We start from the raw sequence: 18,705 nt of genomic DNA on the forward strand, positions 1-18,705 counted from the left end.
TCAAGCACTTTTTTCGCCCTCTTGCTGAAACCGAAAAAACCGCACTCCCACACACCCTTCATTCAAAAAACCCAGGCTTTTTACTGCCTTCTTCACTTCCCGTCAAGGGCTTTTTCTGCTAACCTCAAAAAAACAAAAAAAAACCTGCCGACCGTCGCCCTTCCTGTCGGTAAGCAGACCCAAACGGACCCATAACCTACAAAATTACCCCAACATTGTCAAGAGGTTTTTTCGAAAGCCCTCCGATAAGATCTATCCGAACCGAACCCTGGGGCCGCTATTCCCCCGCCAGGGTAAATTTCCAGGCGCAGAACCAGTCATCCGGATGTTCGTCCGGCGGGCACCCGATGCACACTGTCTCGATTCGGGGATCGATGGTTTTTGCAAAATAGGGATACTCCACCAGGCCTGCGGATTTGCAGGGATAGTCCGAGAGCCCTTTTCGCTTCCTGGCCGCCTGGACCCGGCAATCGTTCATCCTGAAAATGATGCAGCCCTCGTTGACGTCCTCGATGGACTGCTTGTTGATGAAGGCATACATGCGGTAGGTCAGGGCCTCTTTCAATGCCGGGATCCCGCCGTGTTCCGGCAGGTTCAGCAATGATTTGATCCGCGATGCCTCGAATGGGGAAAACCGGGTCCAGCAGGTGTCGTTGCAGCGCTTGGCGTCGGCCATGCCGAAATTCCGCTCGACCGCCTGGAACCAGATGCCGTCATTCGCCAGCCAGTTGATACCGACCTTTTCGATCAGGTCGATCAGGGCCTCACGGGGCAGGGCCTTCAACGCCGCCGGGACACCGCCCTCCACGCCGAAACCCAGGGTCGCTCCGAGACGGGTGATCTGGTTCGAGAGGCTTGCATCCCACACCTCTTTTTCAACTTCCAGCGCATTCGCCATCCCGATCTGGTGTTCGACCTCTGAAAACCAGGCGCCATAATGGACAATGATCCGCCGAAAAGCATCCATCACCAACTTGACCAGCACATCCTTTTCCGCCTGCGCAACCGACTCGGTGATACCCATTTTCTCTCCCTGTTCCTTTCCTGTGGGCGGATGATCATCCCTGTTCCACCGCCGCCAGGTCCTGTTCCGCCTCCCGATGGCTATCGATTCAAGAAACCTGGACACACCGGAACGATGGATGCGTCCGCTTCCTTATAGAGACGGCCTCTCGGAGAATGATTCCACTTCATACACCTGAACCTCGATCCCCGAATCCTTCCAGCAGTCTCGTTTCATCCCGGCCTTCAGGCAAAGCTGTTCAAGAAACCGCTCCTTCTCCGGCAGCTGCTTCCATACCTGTGGCAAAAAGGTGGAACGGCGGCCCCCCTTGGTGAGGATGACGCCATGGACGCCGGGCTTCAATTGGCGCAGGAGATCCCGGGGGGTCGAGAACGCGAGGAGCTCAGGGGAGGTCAGCACGCTGATTTCTATATTGATTTCATCAAGTTCTCTATTTTCGATCGGCGGAAATCGCGGATCGCGGAATGCGGCATTGACCGCATTCTCCCGAATCCCGTCGATTAGGGGCGCCACCGGCTCGATGATACCGATGCACCCGCGAAGGGCCTTCTTTTTATGCAGCGAGACAAAGCATCCCATGGGCTGACCCAAAAAGGAGGAGATGCTTTGCGGATATGCTTCCCCGCTTTCCGCGCCCACTTTAGAGGCAATCACGGAGCGCGCCAGCCTCAGCAGGCCCTTCTTTTCATCGTCCGTCAACCGCGTCATGTTCCCCATCCCCGTTACAGGCATATTGCGCTTATTTCCGGAAAAACGCCCACCACATGAACCCGATAAACGCAATGGTCGCAAGGATGCTCATACCGTACCCCTTCCAGTCAAAGGGCTTTTTCGCAATGCCGTCTTTGTTGGCCTCACCGACCTTGCGCTTGCACGAAAAGCACCGGGTATCGCCCTTATTCAGATTGGTGGAGCAGTAAGGGCATCTTTTAACCCCCATTCGTCCGCTCATGTTGCCCGCCTCCAAACCTCGGTCCACGCGCATCCGGCGACTGACCCGGCCGTCCGCGCATGGCGTCAGTTCATGATATCCTGCTGCGTAATGGTGATATCGCTTTTTTCTTTGACCTGGGCCAGCCAGTCCCCAAAGGCGCCCCGCTGCTTCTGCGTCAGAAGCCGTTCCTTGACGGCGGCTTTCTCGGGTTCGAAGGCCGATGCTTCCGGTGATTTCCGCTCTGCAAACCGAATCACATATGTCCCGTTGGGCCCGGTGATGGGGGCTTCAGGCAACGGTGAATTCTTGGAAAGTTCAAAAGCGGCCGAGGCGATATCGGGCGCCTTGCCGATCTCCGGTATCGCGTCTGCGCGCTTGAAAAAACCCGTTTCCTTGGGAGACAGGTTCATTTTAGCGCCCGCCTCCTTCATGGACGCCCCACCCTTCAGGGCGCCCAAAAAGGCTTTGGCATCCACAACAGCCTTCTCCGAGCGTTTTACTCGGATGAGATCCGTTCTGACCTTGTCTTTCACGTCGCTGAATTGCGCCACCACCTCGGGCTCTCTTGCGACCACCTGGATCAGATAATATCCATCGCTGAAATCCTGGATGTCGCCGATCTGCATGTCGGCAAGCCCCGAGGCCGCCCCCGCGAAACGCACCGGATTATTGACACCTTCCGGCCCCTGGTTCAGCGTGAAAAACCCGGTTTCCCCGACCTTGACATCATGGCCTTCGGCAACCTTCTTCAGGTCGTCCCCTTCGAACGCGGCGTCGAAGATCGACTCGGCCTTGTCGTAGGCAAGCGTCTTGGCCTTCTCGGTGGTCATGTTTTTCCGGATCTCTTCCCTGACCTCGTCGAGGGTTTTTTCAGAGGCCTCGTTCACCGCCTCGACCTTGATGATATGCCATCCGAACTGCGTGCGCACCGGTTCGCTGATTTCGCCGGCATTCATCGAAAAGGCTTTATCCGCAAAAGGTTCGACCATGGTTTCTTTCTTGAAGGTCCCCAGATCGCCGCCGAGGTCCTTGCTGGGCCCTTCGGAATAGGTCCTGGCCAGCTCCGCGAAATCCTGCCCGGCCTTGGCCAGCGCCAGAACCTCCTCGGCCTTTTTGCGCTTCTCTTCGACGACCTCCGGCGAACTGTTGTTTTCCAGCTTGAAGAGGATATGGCGGGCCTTGACTGTTTTCGGCACCTTGAATTCATCGGGATGGGTATCGAAATAGTCCTTGACGGCCTCGTCACCCACCGTTACGCCTGCGGTAAACTCCTGAGGATTGAAATAGATATACCGGGCTTTCAGCTTCAGCTCGGTCTTGTAATTGTTCTGGTTTGCGTCGAAATATTTTTGAACCTCGTCATCCGTCACCGCCATATCCGGATACTTGTCCGGAGCGAACATCACAAATTCGACGTTTACCGATGCATTTTCCCAGAGATAATAGTCACGGGCCTCCTGGTCCGAAACCTTGACGCTGCCCATGACCAGCTGCCTCAGCTTTTCCACCAGAATGGATTCCCGCTGCCCGTTCTCGAATTCCTCCGGGCTCAGCCGGTTCATGCTCAGCACCCGAGTATAAATGCGCTTGTCGAACACGCCCTCATTCTGAAAGGCCGGTATCGCCTGAATCGAAGCGGCCAGCTCATCGTCCGTGATGCGAAGGTTGAGCTTTTCGGCTTCCTGCAGCATGAGTGCCTGGTTGATGAGTTGATCAAGCGCCTGTTTTTTCAGCCCGAACATCTGGATCATATCCTCGTTCAACTGATCCCCGAATTGACTGCGATACCGTTCGATAAGGCTGTTGTAGGACTGTTGGTAGGCCTCGACGGTAATGGGTGTGCCGTTAACGACGGCAACCTTGTTCATCCGCTCCGAGCGGAAATTCCCCACCCCCCAGAAGATGAAAACGATGACGATAGCCCCCAGAATCGCTTTGATAAACCAGCTGCCGGCCTTCTCCCGCATTAACTTGAGCATGCTCAATTACCTCGTTCATGGTGTTTTTCCACGGCGCCCCGATTCATCCTCCATCCGCGCCCCTGCGATCTTCATGTATTGTATAAAATATACATTGAAATGCCAGTGGCTTACGGCCGAAGTTCAAAAAAACCGCTTTTTCACTCAGGACGATTTCAGACTGTTTTTCCTGCAAAATATGCAGTTTTTTCAGAATCGTTATAAAAAAGGAACTATATTATTCAGGATCGACGTTTTTGTCAATACTTCTGTTGTTCCCCTTTCCACCGACGCCAGTTGACGAAGCGGATCCCGCTTTTCCCGCCCCGCCGCCTGAAGATGATTTCGTCCTCGTCATCACCGATAAAAACCGCGCCTTCGGGCATCACGTCCATCCGATTGAATTTCAATAAGATATTCCCTCGGATGCCGCCGGTGTAACAGCCGGCGCCGTCGGTCTCCATGTCGTTGGCGTGGATGGCGACGGACGCGGTGGAAATGCCGATGGCGTGAAAACGGCGGCGGACATCGGGCCTCCGGAGGAATTGCCCCACGGCATCCCGGGAGGACCCCCGGGAAACGACGTGAATTTCCGGAGTCCGCCGGAAGGATGGGACCAGATGATCGAGGATCGCCAACACCGCCGGATTCAGGCTGAGGGCATTGCGTTTCGCCGAACGCCTTCGTGTTGAGCTGTGATGAACCAGAGCCGCAAGGCTCTTTTCCTCGACGCCCCGGAAGGCGCCGAAGGCCGTGCGGACCGCCCTTGGCTCCCATGCGGGCCATCGGGATAAGATCATGGCCGCCCCGCCGCGGACGAGGCTTTTCAGCATGAATGCCATTCTCCGACCGGCAGGCCACCCGGAACGGCGCAGAATGAACAGGACCCAGGCAGTCAATAGGTGCTCCGAGATCAGTGTCCCGTCAAAATCAAGGACGATTCGGCGGAGCCCCGGCATGTGGTCGGGAGAAGGATTCTTGGGGAAGCCAGGGCTGTTTCCGGGAGGATCGGGGGCCATTTCACCATCAGGAGGAATGCCCCGCCGCGCGCATCCGGGCGGCGGGGCCGGACCGTTGTCGTTTTCTTTCACAAAAACGGGCGAGCGCAGGCCTACCCGTTCTTTTTCTCGAAGGTTTTCATGAAATCCACCAGCGCCTCGACAGCCTCGATCCCCGTGGCATTATATATGGATGCCCGGCATCCCCCCACGGAGCGATGCCCCTTGAGGCCGCCGAAACCTTCTAGGGTGGCCTCCTGGATGAACTTCTGTTCCAGCGCTTCGGAAGGCAGGCGGAAGGTCACGTTCATCCGCGAACGGCTGTCGACGTCGGCCGTGCCCCGGTAAAATCCGCTCTTGTCCATATAGCCGTATAGGGTGCCGGCCTTCTTTTCGTTGACGGCCGCCATCTTCTCGAGGCCTCCGACGGTCTCCTCCAGCCATTTCATGACCAGTTGAACCATGTAAATCGCAAAACAGGGCGGCGTATTGAACATGCTGTTCTTCTCGCTGTGGGTCGTGTATTTGAGCATGGTGGGCAGGTTCGGGGGCACCCGCGCCAGCATGTCCTCCCGGATGATCACCATGCAGACCCCGGCAGGCCCGATATTTTTCTGGGCCCCGGCATAGATCACGCCGAAGGGATTGGGATCGAAGGAGCGGCTCATGAAGTCCGAGGACATGTCGGCCATGATCGGCACGCCGCGGGTCTCCGGAAATTCGGCCCACTGGGTCCCCTTGATGGTGTTGTTGGAGGTGATGTGCACATAGGCCGCATCCTGGTTGAACGGGATGTTTTTCGGGATGTACGCGAAATCCCGGTCTTCGGAGGAGGCCGCCACGTTGACGGTTTTCTCCAGGATCTTCGCCTCCTTGATTGCCTTGGTGGACCAGGTGCCGGTGTTGACGTAATCGGCGGAACGGCCGTCGGGGAGGAGGTTCATGGGGATCATGCAGAACTGCATGCTTGCCCCGCCCTGCAGGAAGAGGACATGGAATCTGTCATCCAGTTTCAGCACGCGCCGGGTGCGCGCAATGGCGTCCTCGATCACGGCGTCAAACCACTTGGAGCGGTGGCTGATTTCGGTGATGGACATGCCGGACCCCGCAAAATTCAAAAAGCCCTCTTGAATCTCCTCAAGGACGGGCAGGGGAAGGGCCGCAGGGCCGGCATTAAAATTGTAGATTCGGTTCTCCTTCATAAACGCCTCCGTTCATCATATTGAATATTGTGTGAACAACTCACCTGTGTTAATTAGAAATCCTTCTTTTTTCAAAAGGCTATCCTGTTGTCAAGATGATAACGACATTTATGGAGGAAAAAAGCGGAGACCATGGAAATCTACACCTACCCATCCCACGCGGCATCCGAGCGGCTGGCCGCCATCGCCGCCCGGGGCGTGACATTTGATGACGCCCTGTTCGAGAATGTCAAAACCATACTGAAAGATGTCGCATCGCGGGGGGACGCGGCCCTGGTGGATTACGCCAACCGCTTCGACGCCCCCGGGTTGAGGGCCGAAAACATAGAGGTCAGGCCGGAGGAATTCGAGGCGGCCGAAGCGGAAGTGGACGGTGCCTTCATGGCCGCCATGAACCGGGCCGCGGAACAGATCGAGACCTTTCACCGGAAGCAGCTCAGGAAATCCTGGATCACCATGGACCGCCCCGGCACCCTGCTGGGGCAGATCTTCACCCCGGTGGAGACCGCGGGGGTCTATGTGCCCGGCGGAACTGGCGGGGACACGCCCCTGGTGTCGACGGTTCTCATGAACGTCATTCCCGCAAAAATCGCCGGCGTGGACCGCATTGTCATGGTCACGCCGTCCCGCCGGGACGGTTCGGTCAACCCCTGCATGCTCGCCGCGGCGCGTCGAGTGGGCGTGGACGCCGTGTTCAGGGTCGGGAGCGCGTGGGCCATCGGCGCCCTGGCCTATGGGACCGAACGGATCCCCCGGTGCGACGTCATCGTGGGCCCCGGCAACATCCATGTCACCATCGCCAAGAAGATCGTCTCCGGCACCGTGGGCATCGACATGATCGCCGGGCCCAGCGAGGTGCTGGTCATCGCCGACGACTCGGCCGACCCGGAATACACGGCGGCGGATCTCCTTTCCCAGGCCGAGCACGATCCCCTCTCTTCCGCCGTGCTGGTCACCCCCTCCAGACCCCTTGCGGAGGCGGTTTCAGCGGCGGTGGCACGTCAGCTGGAGCGGCTTCCCCGGAAGGAGCTGGCCCGGAAGTCGCTTGCGGCCTACGGCGCGGCCTTCATCGTTTCCGACCTGTCCGCCGGGTTCAATCTCGCCAACCGGATCGCCCCGGAGCACCTGGAGCTCCACATCGAGGACCCCTTCGAGCACCTTGGGAAGGTCCGGAACGCGGGGGCGGTCTTCGTCGGACAGTTCACGCCCGAGCCCATGGGAGACTATATCGCGGGACCCAACCATGTGCTGCCCACTGCCGGAACCGCCCGGTTTTCATCGGCCCTGTCGGTGGACAACTTCATCAAGAAGACCAGCGTAATCTCCTACAGCGAAGCCGCCTTCCGGGCGGAGGCCCTGGACGTCATCCGGCTCGCCGAAACCGAGGGCCTCGGCGCCCACGCCCAGTCCGTCAGGGTACGGCTGGAGAAGTAGGCGCCAGCTGCCAACCCCGCCGGAGGAGGCTCATGGGGAAAACAGCTGGAGATACACCCCGTACCCCGCCTTCTCCAGGTCTTCCTTTGGCACGAAGCGCAGGGCCGCCGAGTTGATACAATACCTGAGCCCCGTGGGCCGGGGGCCGTCGGTAAAAACATGGCCGAGGTGGGAATCGCCGCGGCGGCTTTTCACCTCGGTCCGGACCATGAAGAATTTTTGGTCCGTTTTCTCGACGATATTGGCCGGATCGAGAGGCCGGGTGAAACTCGGCCACCCGGTGCCGGAATCGAACTTGTCCGTGGAGCTGAAGAGGGGCTCGCCGGTCACGATATCCACATAAATGCCCGCCTCCTTGTTGTCCCAGTAAGCATTCTTAAACGGCGGCTCTGTGCCCTCCTCCTGGGTCACGGTGTATTGCACAGGCGTAAGGGTTTTCCGAAGGGTTGCCTGGTCGGGTTTGACATACGGGGCCGGGCCTGCTCCGGTTGCCTTGGGGCCCTCTCCGTCCTTCCAGGCCTTTCGAATGAACTGGTCCCGGCCGGAGTTGCTTCGGTAGAGTCCGTATCGGGCCGGGCTCTTTTTGTAGTAATCCTGGTGATAGTCCTCTGCGGCGTAAAATCTATCCAGCTTCCGGATCTCCGTCACGATGGGCCTGCTGAATCGGCCGGATTCCTCCAGGGCTGCTTTGGAACTCTGGGCGATGCCTCTCTCGTCTTCGGTTTCGTAGAACACCGCGGTCCGGTATTGCGGGCCCCTATCCACAAACTGCCCGCCGCCGTCCGTCGGGTCCACGTGCCGCCAGAAGACATCGAGGAGCGCCGCATACGAAACCTTCTCCGGATCGTAGATCACCTGTACCGCCTCAAGGTGGGTGGTCCTGCCCGAAGATACCTGCTCGTAGGTGGGATTCTCCGTATCGCCGCCCGTGTACCCCGAGACCACCTCGATCACACCGTCGATCGTCTCGAAATCGGACTCCACGCACCAGAAGCAGCCGCCCGCAAAGGTCGCTGTTTTCATATTTTGAGAAATATTTATCATATTGCCCTTCTCCGTATGCTTTCCGGTAGAGTTCATGCCGTCGGCGAACTGCAGGGCGCCCAGCCCCAGCATCACGCCGGCTGCACCAAGGATCATCAGAATGCCAACCTTCATCACCGTGCTCCTTTCGTCGGCGGGAGAAACCATTGTCATGCCAATCGGATACGGCGGTTCGCCGCTGTTTCTCCCGGGTCATAACACGAAAGTATATGCACCCTTTACACCTTGGGAAACCCCTGTGAAAACAGCCATTCGGCATATGTCTGAAAAATCGAAAATGTTACCCTCGTCATGAAAGTCAGCTTGAGTTTTTAACGAATCAACATTATTATATCTGACTACGTTTCCGGCGGGGTTTTTCACCGGGAACAGTTTGACGCGTCAACCGAAGCCCTGAACGTTGACGGCGTTCATCAGACGGAAACAACCCATGGAGGATCTTGATGCAAGCATTCAAGATGGTCGGCTACAACCCCGACAATGTCAAGAGAGTCCGGTACCGCTTTGCAAAGGATTTTCAGGAAGCGGAGCGACGGTTTACGAAAGAATTCTGGTATCTCCAAATCGAATCGATCATCGAGTGCCCCACGTCGGAGGCCAACATCAACGGTGTTCACAATTAAGCGCCTTCCAAGCGTCACCCATCGAGTTTCTCCAGCGTCACGGGCAGGGGCTTCACCTTCCAGATCTCCTCGCAGTACTCCCGGATGGTCCGATCCGATGAAAAATAACCCATCCGCGCCGTATTCAGGATCGACATCCGGACCCACCGATCCTGATCCAGGTAGACCCGGCCGATCCTGTCCTGGCATTCCACGTAGTCAGCGTAATCGGCAAGCACCATGAACGGGTCCTGCCCCAGCAGATTGTCGACCAGCGGCTGGAAGATGCCGGTATCTCCGCGGGAAAAGACGCCCGAGCGGATGGCGTCGATGGCGACCCTGAGCTCGGGGATGCTTTCGTAGACGTCCCGGGGCCGATACCCGCGGGTGCGCGAGGCCTTCACCTCACCGGCATCCATCCCGAAAAGGAAGAAGTTTTCCTCGCCCACGGCCTCGCGGATCTCCACGTTCGCACCGTCCAGGGTGCCGATGGTAAGCGCCCCGTTCATGGAAAACTTCATGTTTCCCGTGCCGGAGGCCTCCATGCCGGCCGTGGAGATCTGCTCGCTCAAGTCGGCCGCCGGGTAGATCCACTGGCCGTTCTTGACGCTGAAATTGGGGAAGAACATCACCGTGAGCCGTCCCTTGACATCCGGGTCGTCGTTGATCTTTTCGCCCACGGCGGCGATCAGGCGGATGATGAGTTTGGCCATGGCATATCCGGGCGCAGCCTTGCCGCCGAAGATGAAAGTCCGCGGCACGATGGGGGCATGGGGGTTCTCAATGAGGCGGTTGTAAAGCGTAATGATGTGAAGCACGTTCAGATGCTGCCGCTTGTACTCGTGGATCCGCTTCACCTGGACGTCGAAGAGGGTCTCCGGATCGATCACCATGTTGTGGCGCTCCTCCAGCATGAAGGCAAGGGACTCCTTGTTGGAGCGCTTTGCCGAGGCCCATTTCCGCCGGAATTCCGGATCCTCGGCATGGGGCTCCAGGGCCTTGAGCTGACCCAGGTCCTTGAGCCAGGCGCCGCCGATGCGCCTCGAGATCAGGTCCGCAAGGGCAGGATTGCTGAGGGCGATCCATCGCCTGGGAGTGACGCCGTTGGTCTTGTTGCTGAACTTTTCCGGCCATAGTTCATAAAAATCGTGAAGGACATCGGATTTGAGCAGCTTCGTGTGAAGGGCCGCAACCCCGTTGACCGCATAGCTGCCGATCGTCGCCAGGTGCGCCATGCGGATCTGCTTGACAGGCCCCTCCTCGAAAATGGACATACGGCTGAAGCGCCCCGTATCCGTGGGATAGCGGAGGATAACCTCGCTCAGAAAATTCTGATTGATATCGTTGATGATCTCGAGGTGACGGGGGAGGAGGCGGCTGAAAAGGTCAATCGGCCATTTTTCAAGGGCCTCGGGCAGCAGCGTATGGTTGGTATAGGCAAAGGTATTGCGGGTGATCTCCCAGGCCCGGTGCCATTCCATGTCATGTTCATCCACCAGAAGGCGCATCAGTTCCGGCACCGCAAGGGACGGGTGGGTATCGTTCAGCTGGACGGCGAACTTTTCGTGAAAGGATTCCAGATCGAATTTCCGGTACCGGACGTGGATCCGGATCATGTCCTGGAGCGAGCAGGACACGAGAAAATATTGCTGTTCCAGCCGGAGTTCCTTACCCTGGATCTGCTCGTCGTTTGGATAAAGGACCTTGGTGATGTTCTCCGAGGCGATCTTCTGGCGGACCGCCCCGTAGTAATCCCCGACGTTGTAAGCATTGAAGTCGAAGGACTCCTCCGCCTCGGCCTTCCAGAGACGGAGGAGGTTGGCCGTGTTGACCCGGTAGCCCAGGATGGGGGTGTCGTAGGCCATGCCCCGGACCTCCCGGTCGGGCATCCACCGGGACCGGACGGTTCCGTCGCTGTCCTTGTAGCGCTCGGTGGTGCCGCCGAACCCGACCCTGTAGGTCAGGTTGGGCCGCGCGATCTCCCATGGATTGTCGTTGTGCAGCCACTTGTCCGTCATCTCCACCTGGCGGCCGTCTTTGATATCCTGGCGGAACAGCCCGAACTCGTAGCGGAGCCCGTACCCGATCGCCGGGATCTCGAGGGTGGCCAGAGAATCCATAAAACATGCGGCCAGCCGCCCCAGGCCGCCGTTGCCCAGCCCGGGCTCCACCTCTTCATCCATGACGTCGTGGATGTCAAAACCGGCCTTGGCCGTCGCCGCCCGAACCAGTTCAAAGATCCCGAGATTGATGAGGTTGTTGCCGAGATGGGGGCCGGGAAGGTATTCGGCCGAGAGGTATCCTAACAGGCGCGCATCGGACTTGAGATAGGTTTCCGAGGTGCTGAGCCACCGATGGACCAGCCGATCCCGGATGGCATAGGCCATCCCCATATAAATGTCGTACCGGGTGGCCCGAAACGGAAACCTGCACCGGTTGAAGACCAGGCTGTCCAAAAACCCCTGCCGGAGGTCGCTCAGGTTCATCCCCATCCGCGGGTTCGACAGGGCAGCAATCGGTTTCATCTCTTTTTTCCGGGGCTCCCCGGGGACGCCCGGTTCATTCCCCGCGCTCACCGGGGGTCTGTCTTTCCGAATGATCATGGAACTGCCTCCATCTCCATGTGAAAACGCCTTTCCCTCCGCCCGCGGTCATTCACGCGGCCGGGGACATCAAGCCCGCACCCGGTCCCCGGACGGGGTGGGCGCCAATCGCCTTTGGAACCAACATAATGTCCGCGGCGGCGTGTGTCCACATCCCCGGACCTCAGCCCGCGCTCTCGATCGCGGCGACTGCCGCCGTGAATGCCGGAGGAAGGGGGACGACCTTTCCGGCGGCGTAGTCGAAGCAGAGGATGGTGGTGGCGCCCGTGGCGCACGTCACATTCATTTTTTCGATACGATAGGCCATGATGAACGCCTTGGATTTGATTTCCGCGACACGGCAACCGACATCGACGACATCCCCCAAAAAAAGCTCCCTGCGATACCGGCACGTCACCTCGGAGACGATCATGCCATATCCGCCGATGTCCTTTTCCGTGAATCCCAGCTTGCCGAGGTAGGCGATCCGCGCCTCCTGGAAATAGGTCAGGTAATGCTGATACCCGACATGATTGCCGTAATTGATCTCCGAAACGCGAACCGTGAGGGGGATGCTGATCTTGAATTCGTTCATATGGAATCGTCAGGCCCTGTCCGTTCATGGATGTAATTTCAGTTTACAGGCCGATCCCTGAGCCGAAGGCTCCGGGGGCCGCTTCCACCGTGAATCTTCACGCTCCCTTATATCGCTCATCGGGATGAAAAAGGCAACCATCCAGACCGAGATCGCCCGAGTATCATCCAGAGCAGGAGGCTCCGCCAAACCTCCGGCCGCAGCGGCCCTCCCGAAAAAAAACGAAGGGTGGTGTAACCATCTCCCCCTCTCGGGCGATCTTACCATCAGGAGGCGATAAGATCGCCGGATACGGAAAGGTCAGGAGGATCCCTGACCATCACATTCGACACATGGAGGATGCTATGAAGATCAACAAAGGATTGACAATCATCTTGGGCCTTGCCATGATTTTTATCGTGAGTTCGCCGGCCATGGCCGGCCACGGCCGCGGCTGGAAAAACGGTGACGGCATGGGGTATCGCGGATGCCCCATGGGCAGGAACGGCGGACACGGGATGATGGGGTTCGGATTTCTGCGGGACGCCGATCTCACCGACGATCAGATGCAGAAGATCGTAGAGATTGCAAAGGGCTTTGCCCCCGAGCTGAAAGCCCAAAAAGAGGCCGTCTGGACGGCCCGCCAGGGCATGATGGAGCTCATGATGGCGGACGGCACCGATGAAGCGGCGGTTCGGAAAGCCTACGGCGCGGCTGCGGCTGCCGAAGAGGCCATGACGGTTCTCCGCTTCAAGATGATGTCCGAGATCAAAACCGTGCTCACCAAGGAGCAGCTCGCCCAGGCAAAGGAGAAAATGACCCTCCGGCACGAGCGGATGCGGGACCGATCCGACCGGCGGTGGGGAGACTTTGAAAGACAGATGGACGCGCTGATCCAGTAATACCGTCTGCCGGGGTCCGGGAATTCATTTCCCGGGCTTCGGCCGGTAAACGAGACTGACTTCTCATCATGCAGCAGAACGCGAACACCGACAGCGACGCGGCGATCGTTCAGCGGGTGATGGACGGGGAGCCAAACGCCTTTGAGACCCTCCTCAAGCGATATGAGCAGCCGGTATTGGGGATCTTGAAAAGGCATCTCCCTTACGGCCAGGTGGCGGAAACCGCCCAGGACGTCTTCATCCGTGCGTACCAGTCCCTGCCGGGCTTCAAAGAGAGCGGCAGCTTCAAACACTGGCTTTCGGCCATCGCCGTCAGAACCTGCTACGATTTCTGGCGGAAGCACTACCGGAACCGCGAAATCCCCATGAGCACGTTGACGGAAGCCCAGGCATCGTGGCTGGAGAAATCCCTTTCAGACACCTCCGGCGACACGTATGAAGACCTGGGCCGACGGCGCGAAGCCCGGGAGGTTTTGGATGAGGCCTTAGGCCGGCTCTCCCCCGAAGACCGGATGGTGCTGGACCTGATATATCTCGAAGGTCTGACAGGCAAAGAAGCTGCGAAGCTGCTGGGCTGGAGCGTCGCCAACGTGAAGGTTCGGGCGTTTCGCTCCAGAAAGAAGCTCGAAAAAATACTCACCGGACTGGCCGGAGGCGAGGAGGATCGATGACATACCCCAAAAATGACCGGATGAGAGAAATTCTGGCCGCGGCCTACAGGAAAAAGGAGGCCGCCGTCGTTGCCGACGGATGGCAGCAGAAGGTCATGATCCGAATCCATGCGATTCCGGCGCTGGCCCGCCGCGCCCGCCTCATCGACGACCTCGCGGGACTCTCCTGGCGGTTTGCCGCGGCGGCATGCGTTCTGGTGCTGGTGCTGTCGGCGGTCGCCTTTCAGAGCGGCTTCCAGACGGAATACGAGATGGCCCGCCTGTTCATCAGTGATCCGCTCGATTTCAGCCTGGTGCAATCCATGGAGATATTTTAAATGAACCACGTCAAGCTGAAAATGATGGCGGGGATCCTCCTGATATTTTTCATGGGGATCGCCGCAGGCGCCCTGGGGACCTACATCTACCAGAAGCATCGGTTCGAGAGGATGGTCCGGGGCCCGGCCGCCTTTCTGTTTCCCCGGTTCATGGAAAAGATCGGAAACGAACTGGACCTGACCCCGGAGCAGCGCAAAAAGGTCGCGGAGATCCTGGGCGACCTCGAGGAGTCCCTGTCCGAGTTCAGGAAGAAACACGCCGGCGAACTGGACACCATCATCGATCGGCATTTTCAGCTTCTGAAGACGGCTCTTTCCCCGGAACAGCAGGAGAAGCTGGACAAATTCCAGCATCATTTCCAAAAGCTCAGAAAACGATGGCTCCGGCCCCATGACGCCTTCGGCCCCCCGAGGCACTCGGAATCGCGTCCTTTCCAGAGGCTCCTGAAACAGCGCCTCGATTTGACCGAAGCGGTGTGGGAGCAGGTCCAGCCGATCCTTCAGAAGGATTTTCACCAGAAACGCAGGCTGTTCAGGCGACAGTGGAAGGAGGATCTCAGCGAGGCGGATTTCCAGAGGCAACTCGACGACATTCAGATGGAAACGGAGCGCGAGCTATCGGCCATCCTGACGGCCGATCAACTAGCGGTCTATAGTAAGATCCGGGATGAGTTCACGGCGCGGGAGCTGGAGGGCCCCCCTGCCCCGCCGCCACCGCCATCCCCACCGGCATCCAATGACGCCCCCTGAGAACCCTCAACGAAAAGCGCCTCCCGGGAGACACGGCCGATGATCCAGATCGACGGTTCCTGCGGTGAGGGCGGCGGGCAGATTCTCCGGACAGCGATAGCCCTTTCCCTGGCCACCCTCACCCCCTTCACCATCACCCGCATCCGGGGCAACCGCAAGCAGCCCGGGCTCATGCGGCAGCACCTGGCCGCCGTTCTTGCGGCCGCCAGGGTCGGCCGGGCCGATGCGCCTGAAGCGGCCCTGGGCATGACCAGCCTGACCTTCCGGCCCGAGACGGTGCGATCGGGCCGGTATCATTTCAACGTGGGGAGCGCCGGGAGCGCCACCCTGGTCCTCCAGGCCGTCCTGCCGCCCCTGCTCACGGCGGACGGCGATTCCGAACTGGTCCTGGAAGGGGGCACCCACAATCCCTTTGCACCGCCTTTCGATTTCCTCGACCAGACCTTCCTTCCCCTGATCCGGCAGATGGGCCCCGATGTGACGGCCGCCCTCGTCCGCCCGGGGTTTTATCCGGCCGGCGGGGGCCGTTTTCAGGTCAGCGTCCGGCCCTGCCGGCACCTCGCTCCCATCGATCTCCGCCATCGGGGCGCCATTCGGCGCATCCGCGCAAGGGTTGCCGTGGCCCGGCTGCCCCGGCACATCGCCCTGCGGGAAATCGCCGTCCTCCGTCAAGACCTATCGCTGCAAGAAGAGCAGCTCGACATCGAGGAGATCGGGAACTCGGCGGGCCCCGGGAACATCGTCACCGTGACCGTGGAGAGCGACGCCCTCGTCGAGGTATTCTCGGGCTTCGGCCGGCGGGGCGTGCCCGCCGAGGACGTGGCGGCGAAGGTCATTTCGGAGGTCCGGGAATACCTGGCCGCGGATGTTCCCGTGGGCCGCCGCCTCGCCGACCAGCTTCTCGTCCCCCTGGCCCTTGCCGGCGGCGGGCGCTTCCGGACCCTGCCGCCATCCCGCCATACCCTGACGAACGCCCATGTGATCCGGCAATTCCTGAACGTCGAAATCAGGATGGAAGACCAGGGCGACGGGTCCTGGGAGGTCGCTATTTCCCGCCGTGCCGGCAGTCCTGATGCACCCGCTCCGGCTTGAAGCGACTTTCGGAGGTAATCTTCTCGTCCGGGTGCCCGATGACCAATAAAGCCATAAAGCGCCGAACCCCATGGCATGGGCGGCCGGCAGCAGGTTCTGGACGGCCTCGGAGTGCGCGGAGCAGCATCCTGTTGACAAGCGATCCCGACCATATCTATTTTGATGCCAAAGGAGGTCCGCCATGAACCACGCCAATACGTTTTCTACCGTATCCGCCGAGACCCTGAAGGCATCCCTCGAAAAAACCCCGGCCGCCGTTCTGATCGACGTCCTGCCCGGCGACCATTTCAGGGCCGTTCACCTGCCCGGTGCGGTGAACGCCTGCGTCTATGAAGTCACCTTTCCCCAGCAGATTGAGGCCATCACTCGGGACCTGGATGCTTCCGTGGTTCTTTACGGCGCGGGCGCGGGCTCCCTGGACGCGGCCGTCGCCGCCGAAAAGATGCTCCGGATGGGGTATCGGCGGGTCGCCGTGTTTGAAGGGGGCCTCGCGGCATGGACGGCGGCCGGGCATCCCCTCGAAGGAGAGCAGCCTGACTCAGCGGGAGGGCCCGAGCCTGCCTTCCTGTTCGAGGATGGAACCTACCCGGTCGTACCCGAGGCATCCCTGATCCAGTGGACCGGCCGGAACGCCAACGGGCGGCATTACGGCACCGTTTCCCTCGCCGGCGGATCGGCCCGGGTCGAGGGCGGCGAGGTCACCGGGGCCTTCGAGGTGGACATGACGGGCATCCGAAACATCGATCTGAAAGGCGACGCGCTGAAGCCGGTATTGATTGATCACCTCAACTCCGACGACTTCTTCTTCGTCAAGAGGTTCCCCACAGCCGTCTTCACCCTCCGCGCGGTCATCCCGCTGGACGACGCCACGCCCACGGCGGCCAACTACGAGATCACCGGCAACCTCACCCTCCGCGGCATCTCCAGATCCATCCGGTTTCCCGCCACGGTGAACCGGCTGGCGGACGGGGGATTCGCCGCCGAGGCCCACTTCGACATCGACCGGACCCGGTGGGGGGTCATCTACGGCTCGGCCCGCTTCTTCAGGCACCTGGGCATGCACCAGGTCTACGACGTCATCAGCATCGAGGTCCGGCTGGTGTTTCAGGATTAGGCTCAAGCGGATGCCCTGATCAAGGCCGTCGTGAGGTCCCGGACGATCTCGATGCTCCGGAGGCAGACCTTGGAGTTTAGGTCGCCGCGGACCGCTTCAGACGATCTCCAGGGTTTCCCGAGTCAGCAGCGCGGCGCCGAAAGCGATAATCGCGGACACAAACAGCGCAAGGAAGGCCGCCTGGTACCCGGCTGCGGCAAACCCCTCTGCCGCGGCGCCCCAGTGTTCCAGGAAATATCCTAAAACAGGCTGGTAGATGGCGCCCCCGGCAAAAGGAAACAGGTTGACCAGTCCGGTGGCCGTTCCGGCGATGGCGATGGGAAAAAGCTCCTTGTTCATGGTGAAGGCGATCACGCCGGGGGCATTGCCGCAGAAACTCATGACAAAAAAGACCGCGTAGAGTCCCCATCGGGGAATGCCGTCGGTCTGGAAGGCCAGGAGGCCGGTCACGACGATCATGACCGCCGCACAGATCACCAGAACCGGTTTCCTGCGCTTGAATACCCGGTCGGAGAGCCAGCTCACGGCGGGCGCGCCCACGATCAGCCCTGCGGCCAGCATGGTCAGGATCCTCCCGGTCTCCTCCCGGCTCATGCCGTAGACATGGACGAGATAGGGCCCGCCCCAGAGGCCGGCAAAGGAAAAAAATATCCCGAAGTCAAAGAAGAACCAGACGGCAAGGGGCCAGAAGGCGCCGCAGGAGAGCACCTTCTTCATTCCGTCGACCAGGCCGACGGCAGGGAATCCTCCCGAAGGCACCGGTTCGAGGGGCGAGGGCCACCCCAGGTCCCTCGGACGGTTTCTCACGAAAATGCCGATGAGGACTGCCATCACCAGGGTCAGGCCGCCCACCAGGTGGAAGGCGTTCCGCCACCCTACCCGGCTGCTGAGCCAGACCAGGGGCGTTGTCGCGGTCAGGGTGCCGACGCCGCCCATGGCCAGAAGCAGCCCGGTCATGTAGGCGAATTCCCGTTTTTGGAACCATTCGGCCAGGATCTTCAGGGTGGGGACGAAAAGCATGGCCGCGCCGACGCCCACGATGGTACGGCCGAAGATCGCCCACGCGACGGTCGGGGCCAGCCCCAGAACAACGGCGCCCGCGGATGCGGCGATGAGAAAGACGGTGATGGTCCTGCGCGGCCCCCAGGAATCCGACAGGAGCCCCGCGGGGAGCTGCATGAGGGCATAGGGATAGAAATAGGCAGCGCCCAGAAGCCCGGTGACCGAGCCGCCGGCAGCAAGGTCCCGCATGATGTCCACCGCAAGCACTGCCGGACAGAGGCGGTGGAAAAAGACAAGGATATAGCCCGATGCCAGAAGGCTGAAGATGAACCATCGGTACCGGAACACCTTGGTCATGGGGTCGGTGGTCATAAAGGGTCCGTTGGGTTGAGGGTTAAGAGCGGGTGTGGCGCAAAACGCCTTTCCTTACCATCAAACCCGACGTCGATGCACTTTTTTTCTCCCGGGACAGGATGCCATGCTGTTTTTACCGGCCCCCGGGAAG

At 59.8% G+C, this 18,705-nt stretch carries 19 protein-coding genes; 9 read left to right on the plus strand and 10 right to left on the minus strand.

Annotation, left to right across the window (positions count from 1 at the left end; genetic code table 11):
• On the plus strand, positions 1-195 hold a 195-nt coding region (locus ACEW8N_RS01065), incomplete at its 5' end, for a hypothetical protein (protein WP_373497935.1).
• An 82-nt stretch (positions 196-277) separates the two neighbouring features.
• Here the strand turns inward: ACEW8N_RS01065 and ACEW8N_RS01070 are convergent.
• The 6 genes from ACEW8N_RS01070 to serC form a co-directional block, all read right to left on the minus strand.
• Complete coding sequence (locus ACEW8N_RS01070) at positions 278-1,024, minus strand: DUF6125 family protein (protein ID WP_373497936.1); 747 nt, start codon at positions 1,022-1,024, stop codon at positions 278-280.
• 132 nt (positions 1,025-1,156) lie between these two features.
• Positions 1,157-1,732 (minus strand): AmmeMemoRadiSam system protein A, encoded by a 576-nt coding sequence (amrA, locus tag ACEW8N_RS01075; protein WP_373497937.1) that lies wholly within the window; start codon positions 1,730-1,732, stop codon positions 1,157-1,159.
• A 31-nt stretch (positions 1,733-1,763) separates the two neighbouring features.
• Positions 1,764-1,976: a hypothetical protein gene (locus ACEW8N_RS01080; protein ID WP_373497938.1), complete on the minus strand. Its 213-nt coding sequence runs from the start codon at positions 1,974-1,976 to the stop codon at positions 1,764-1,766.
• Positions 1,977-2,041: 65 nt separating this feature from the next.
• Positions 2,042-3,937: a SurA N-terminal domain-containing protein gene (locus ACEW8N_RS01085; protein WP_373497939.1), complete on the minus strand. Its 1,896-nt coding sequence runs from the start codon at positions 3,935-3,937 to the stop codon at positions 2,042-2,044.
• Between the two features lie 239 nt (positions 3,938-4,176).
• Positions 4,177-4,749, minus strand: a complete 573-nt coding sequence (locus tag ACEW8N_RS01090) for a hypothetical protein (RefSeq protein WP_373497940.1) — start codon at positions 4,747-4,749, stop codon at positions 4,177-4,179.
• A 278-nt stretch (positions 4,750-5,027) separates the two neighbouring features.
• A complete protein-coding gene (serC, locus tag ACEW8N_RS01095; RefSeq protein ID WP_373497941.1) occupies positions 5,028-6,116 on the minus strand; it encodes a 3-phosphoserine/phosphohydroxythreonine transaminase in 1,089 nt (362 codons plus the stop codon).
• Between the two features lie 132 nt (positions 6,117-6,248).
• On the opposite strand from serC, the gene hisD reads away from it, so the two are divergent.
• A complete protein-coding gene (hisD, locus tag ACEW8N_RS01100) occupies positions 6,249-7,550 on the plus strand; it encodes a histidinol dehydrogenase (RefSeq protein WP_373497942.1) in 1,302 nt (433 codons plus the stop codon).
• Positions 7,551-7,580: 30 nt separating this feature from the next.
• Here hisD and msrB read toward each other — a convergent pair whose 3' ends face one another.
• Entirely contained in the window at positions 7,581-8,591 is a 1,011-nt protein-coding gene (gene msrB / locus ACEW8N_RS01105) for a peptide-methionine (R)-S-oxide reductase MsrB (protein ID WP_373497970.1), read from the minus strand.
• A 446-nt stretch (positions 8,592-9,037) separates the two neighbouring features.
• Here msrB and ACEW8N_RS01110 point away from each other — a divergent pair, with 446 nt between their 5' ends.
• A complete protein-coding gene (locus ACEW8N_RS01110) occupies positions 9,038-9,217 on the plus strand; it encodes a hypothetical protein (protein ID WP_373497943.1) in 180 nt (59 codons plus the stop codon).
• 14 nt (positions 9,218-9,231) lie between these two features.
• Here ACEW8N_RS01110 and ACEW8N_RS01115 read toward each other — a convergent pair whose 3' ends face one another.
• Both ACEW8N_RS01115 and ACEW8N_RS01120 read right to left on the minus strand, forming a co-directional pair.
• On the minus strand, positions 9,232-11,799 hold the full coding sequence (locus tag ACEW8N_RS01115; protein ID WP_373497944.1) for a glycogen/starch/alpha-glucan phosphorylase: 2,568 nt from the start codon (positions 11,797-11,799) through the stop codon (positions 9,232-9,234).
• Positions 11,800-11,962: 163 nt separating this feature from the next.
• Positions 11,963-12,373 carry an acyl-CoA thioesterase gene (locus tag ACEW8N_RS01120; protein WP_373497945.1) on the minus strand — a complete coding sequence of 137 codons (411 nt, stop codon included), beginning with the start codon at positions 12,371-12,373 and terminating at the stop codon, positions 11,963-11,965.
• A gap of 344 nt (positions 12,374-12,717) precedes the next feature.
• On the opposite strand from ACEW8N_RS01120, the gene ACEW8N_RS01125 reads away from it, so the two are divergent.
• The 6 genes from ACEW8N_RS01125 to ACEW8N_RS01150 all read left to right on the plus strand — a co-directional run bounded on the left by ACEW8N_RS01125 (position 12,718) and on the right by ACEW8N_RS01150 (position 17,198).
• Positions 12,718-13,254: a Spy/CpxP family protein refolding chaperone gene (locus tag ACEW8N_RS01125; RefSeq protein WP_373497946.1), complete on the plus strand. Its 537-nt coding sequence runs from the start codon at positions 12,718-12,720 to the stop codon at positions 13,252-13,254.
• A gap of 68 nt (positions 13,255-13,322) precedes the next feature.
• Entirely contained in the window at positions 13,323-13,925 is a 603-nt protein-coding gene (locus ACEW8N_RS01130; protein ID WP_373497947.1) for an RNA polymerase sigma factor, read from the plus strand.
• Positions 13,922-14,242, plus strand: a complete 321-nt coding sequence (locus ACEW8N_RS01135; RefSeq protein ID WP_373497948.1) for a hypothetical protein — start codon at positions 13,922-13,924, stop codon at positions 14,240-14,242. Before ACEW8N_RS01130 ends, ACEW8N_RS01135 begins: the two co-directional genes overlap by 4 nt.
• A complete protein-coding gene (locus tag ACEW8N_RS01140) occupies positions 14,243-14,992 on the plus strand; it encodes a hypothetical protein (RefSeq protein ID WP_373497949.1) in 750 nt (249 codons plus the stop codon).
• A gap of 39 nt (positions 14,993-15,031) precedes the next feature.
• Positions 15,032-16,084, plus strand: coding sequence for an RNA 3'-terminal phosphate cyclase (gene rtcA / locus ACEW8N_RS01145; protein ID WP_373497950.1), 1,053 nt, complete (start codon positions 15,032-15,034; stop codon positions 16,082-16,084).
• Positions 16,085-16,265: 181 nt separating this feature from the next.
• Positions 16,266-17,198 carry a YceI family protein gene (locus ACEW8N_RS01150; RefSeq protein ID WP_373497951.1) on the plus strand — a complete coding sequence of 311 codons (933 nt, stop codon included), beginning with the start codon at positions 16,266-16,268 and terminating at the stop codon, positions 17,196-17,198.
• Positions 17,199-17,294: 96 nt separating this feature from the next.
• On the opposite strand, the gene ACEW8N_RS01155 is transcribed toward ACEW8N_RS01150, so the two are convergent.
• A complete protein-coding gene (locus ACEW8N_RS01155; protein WP_373497952.1) occupies positions 17,295-18,572 on the minus strand; it encodes an MFS transporter in 1,278 nt (425 codons plus the stop codon).
• Positions 18,573-18,705 lie beyond the last annotated feature (133 nt).

The sequence above is a fragment of the Desulfococcus sp. genome (assembly GCF_041737845.1).
In the GTDB taxonomy this organism is placed as follows: domain Bacteria; phylum Desulfobacterota; class Desulfobacteria; order Desulfobacterales; family Desulfococcaceae; genus Desulfococcus.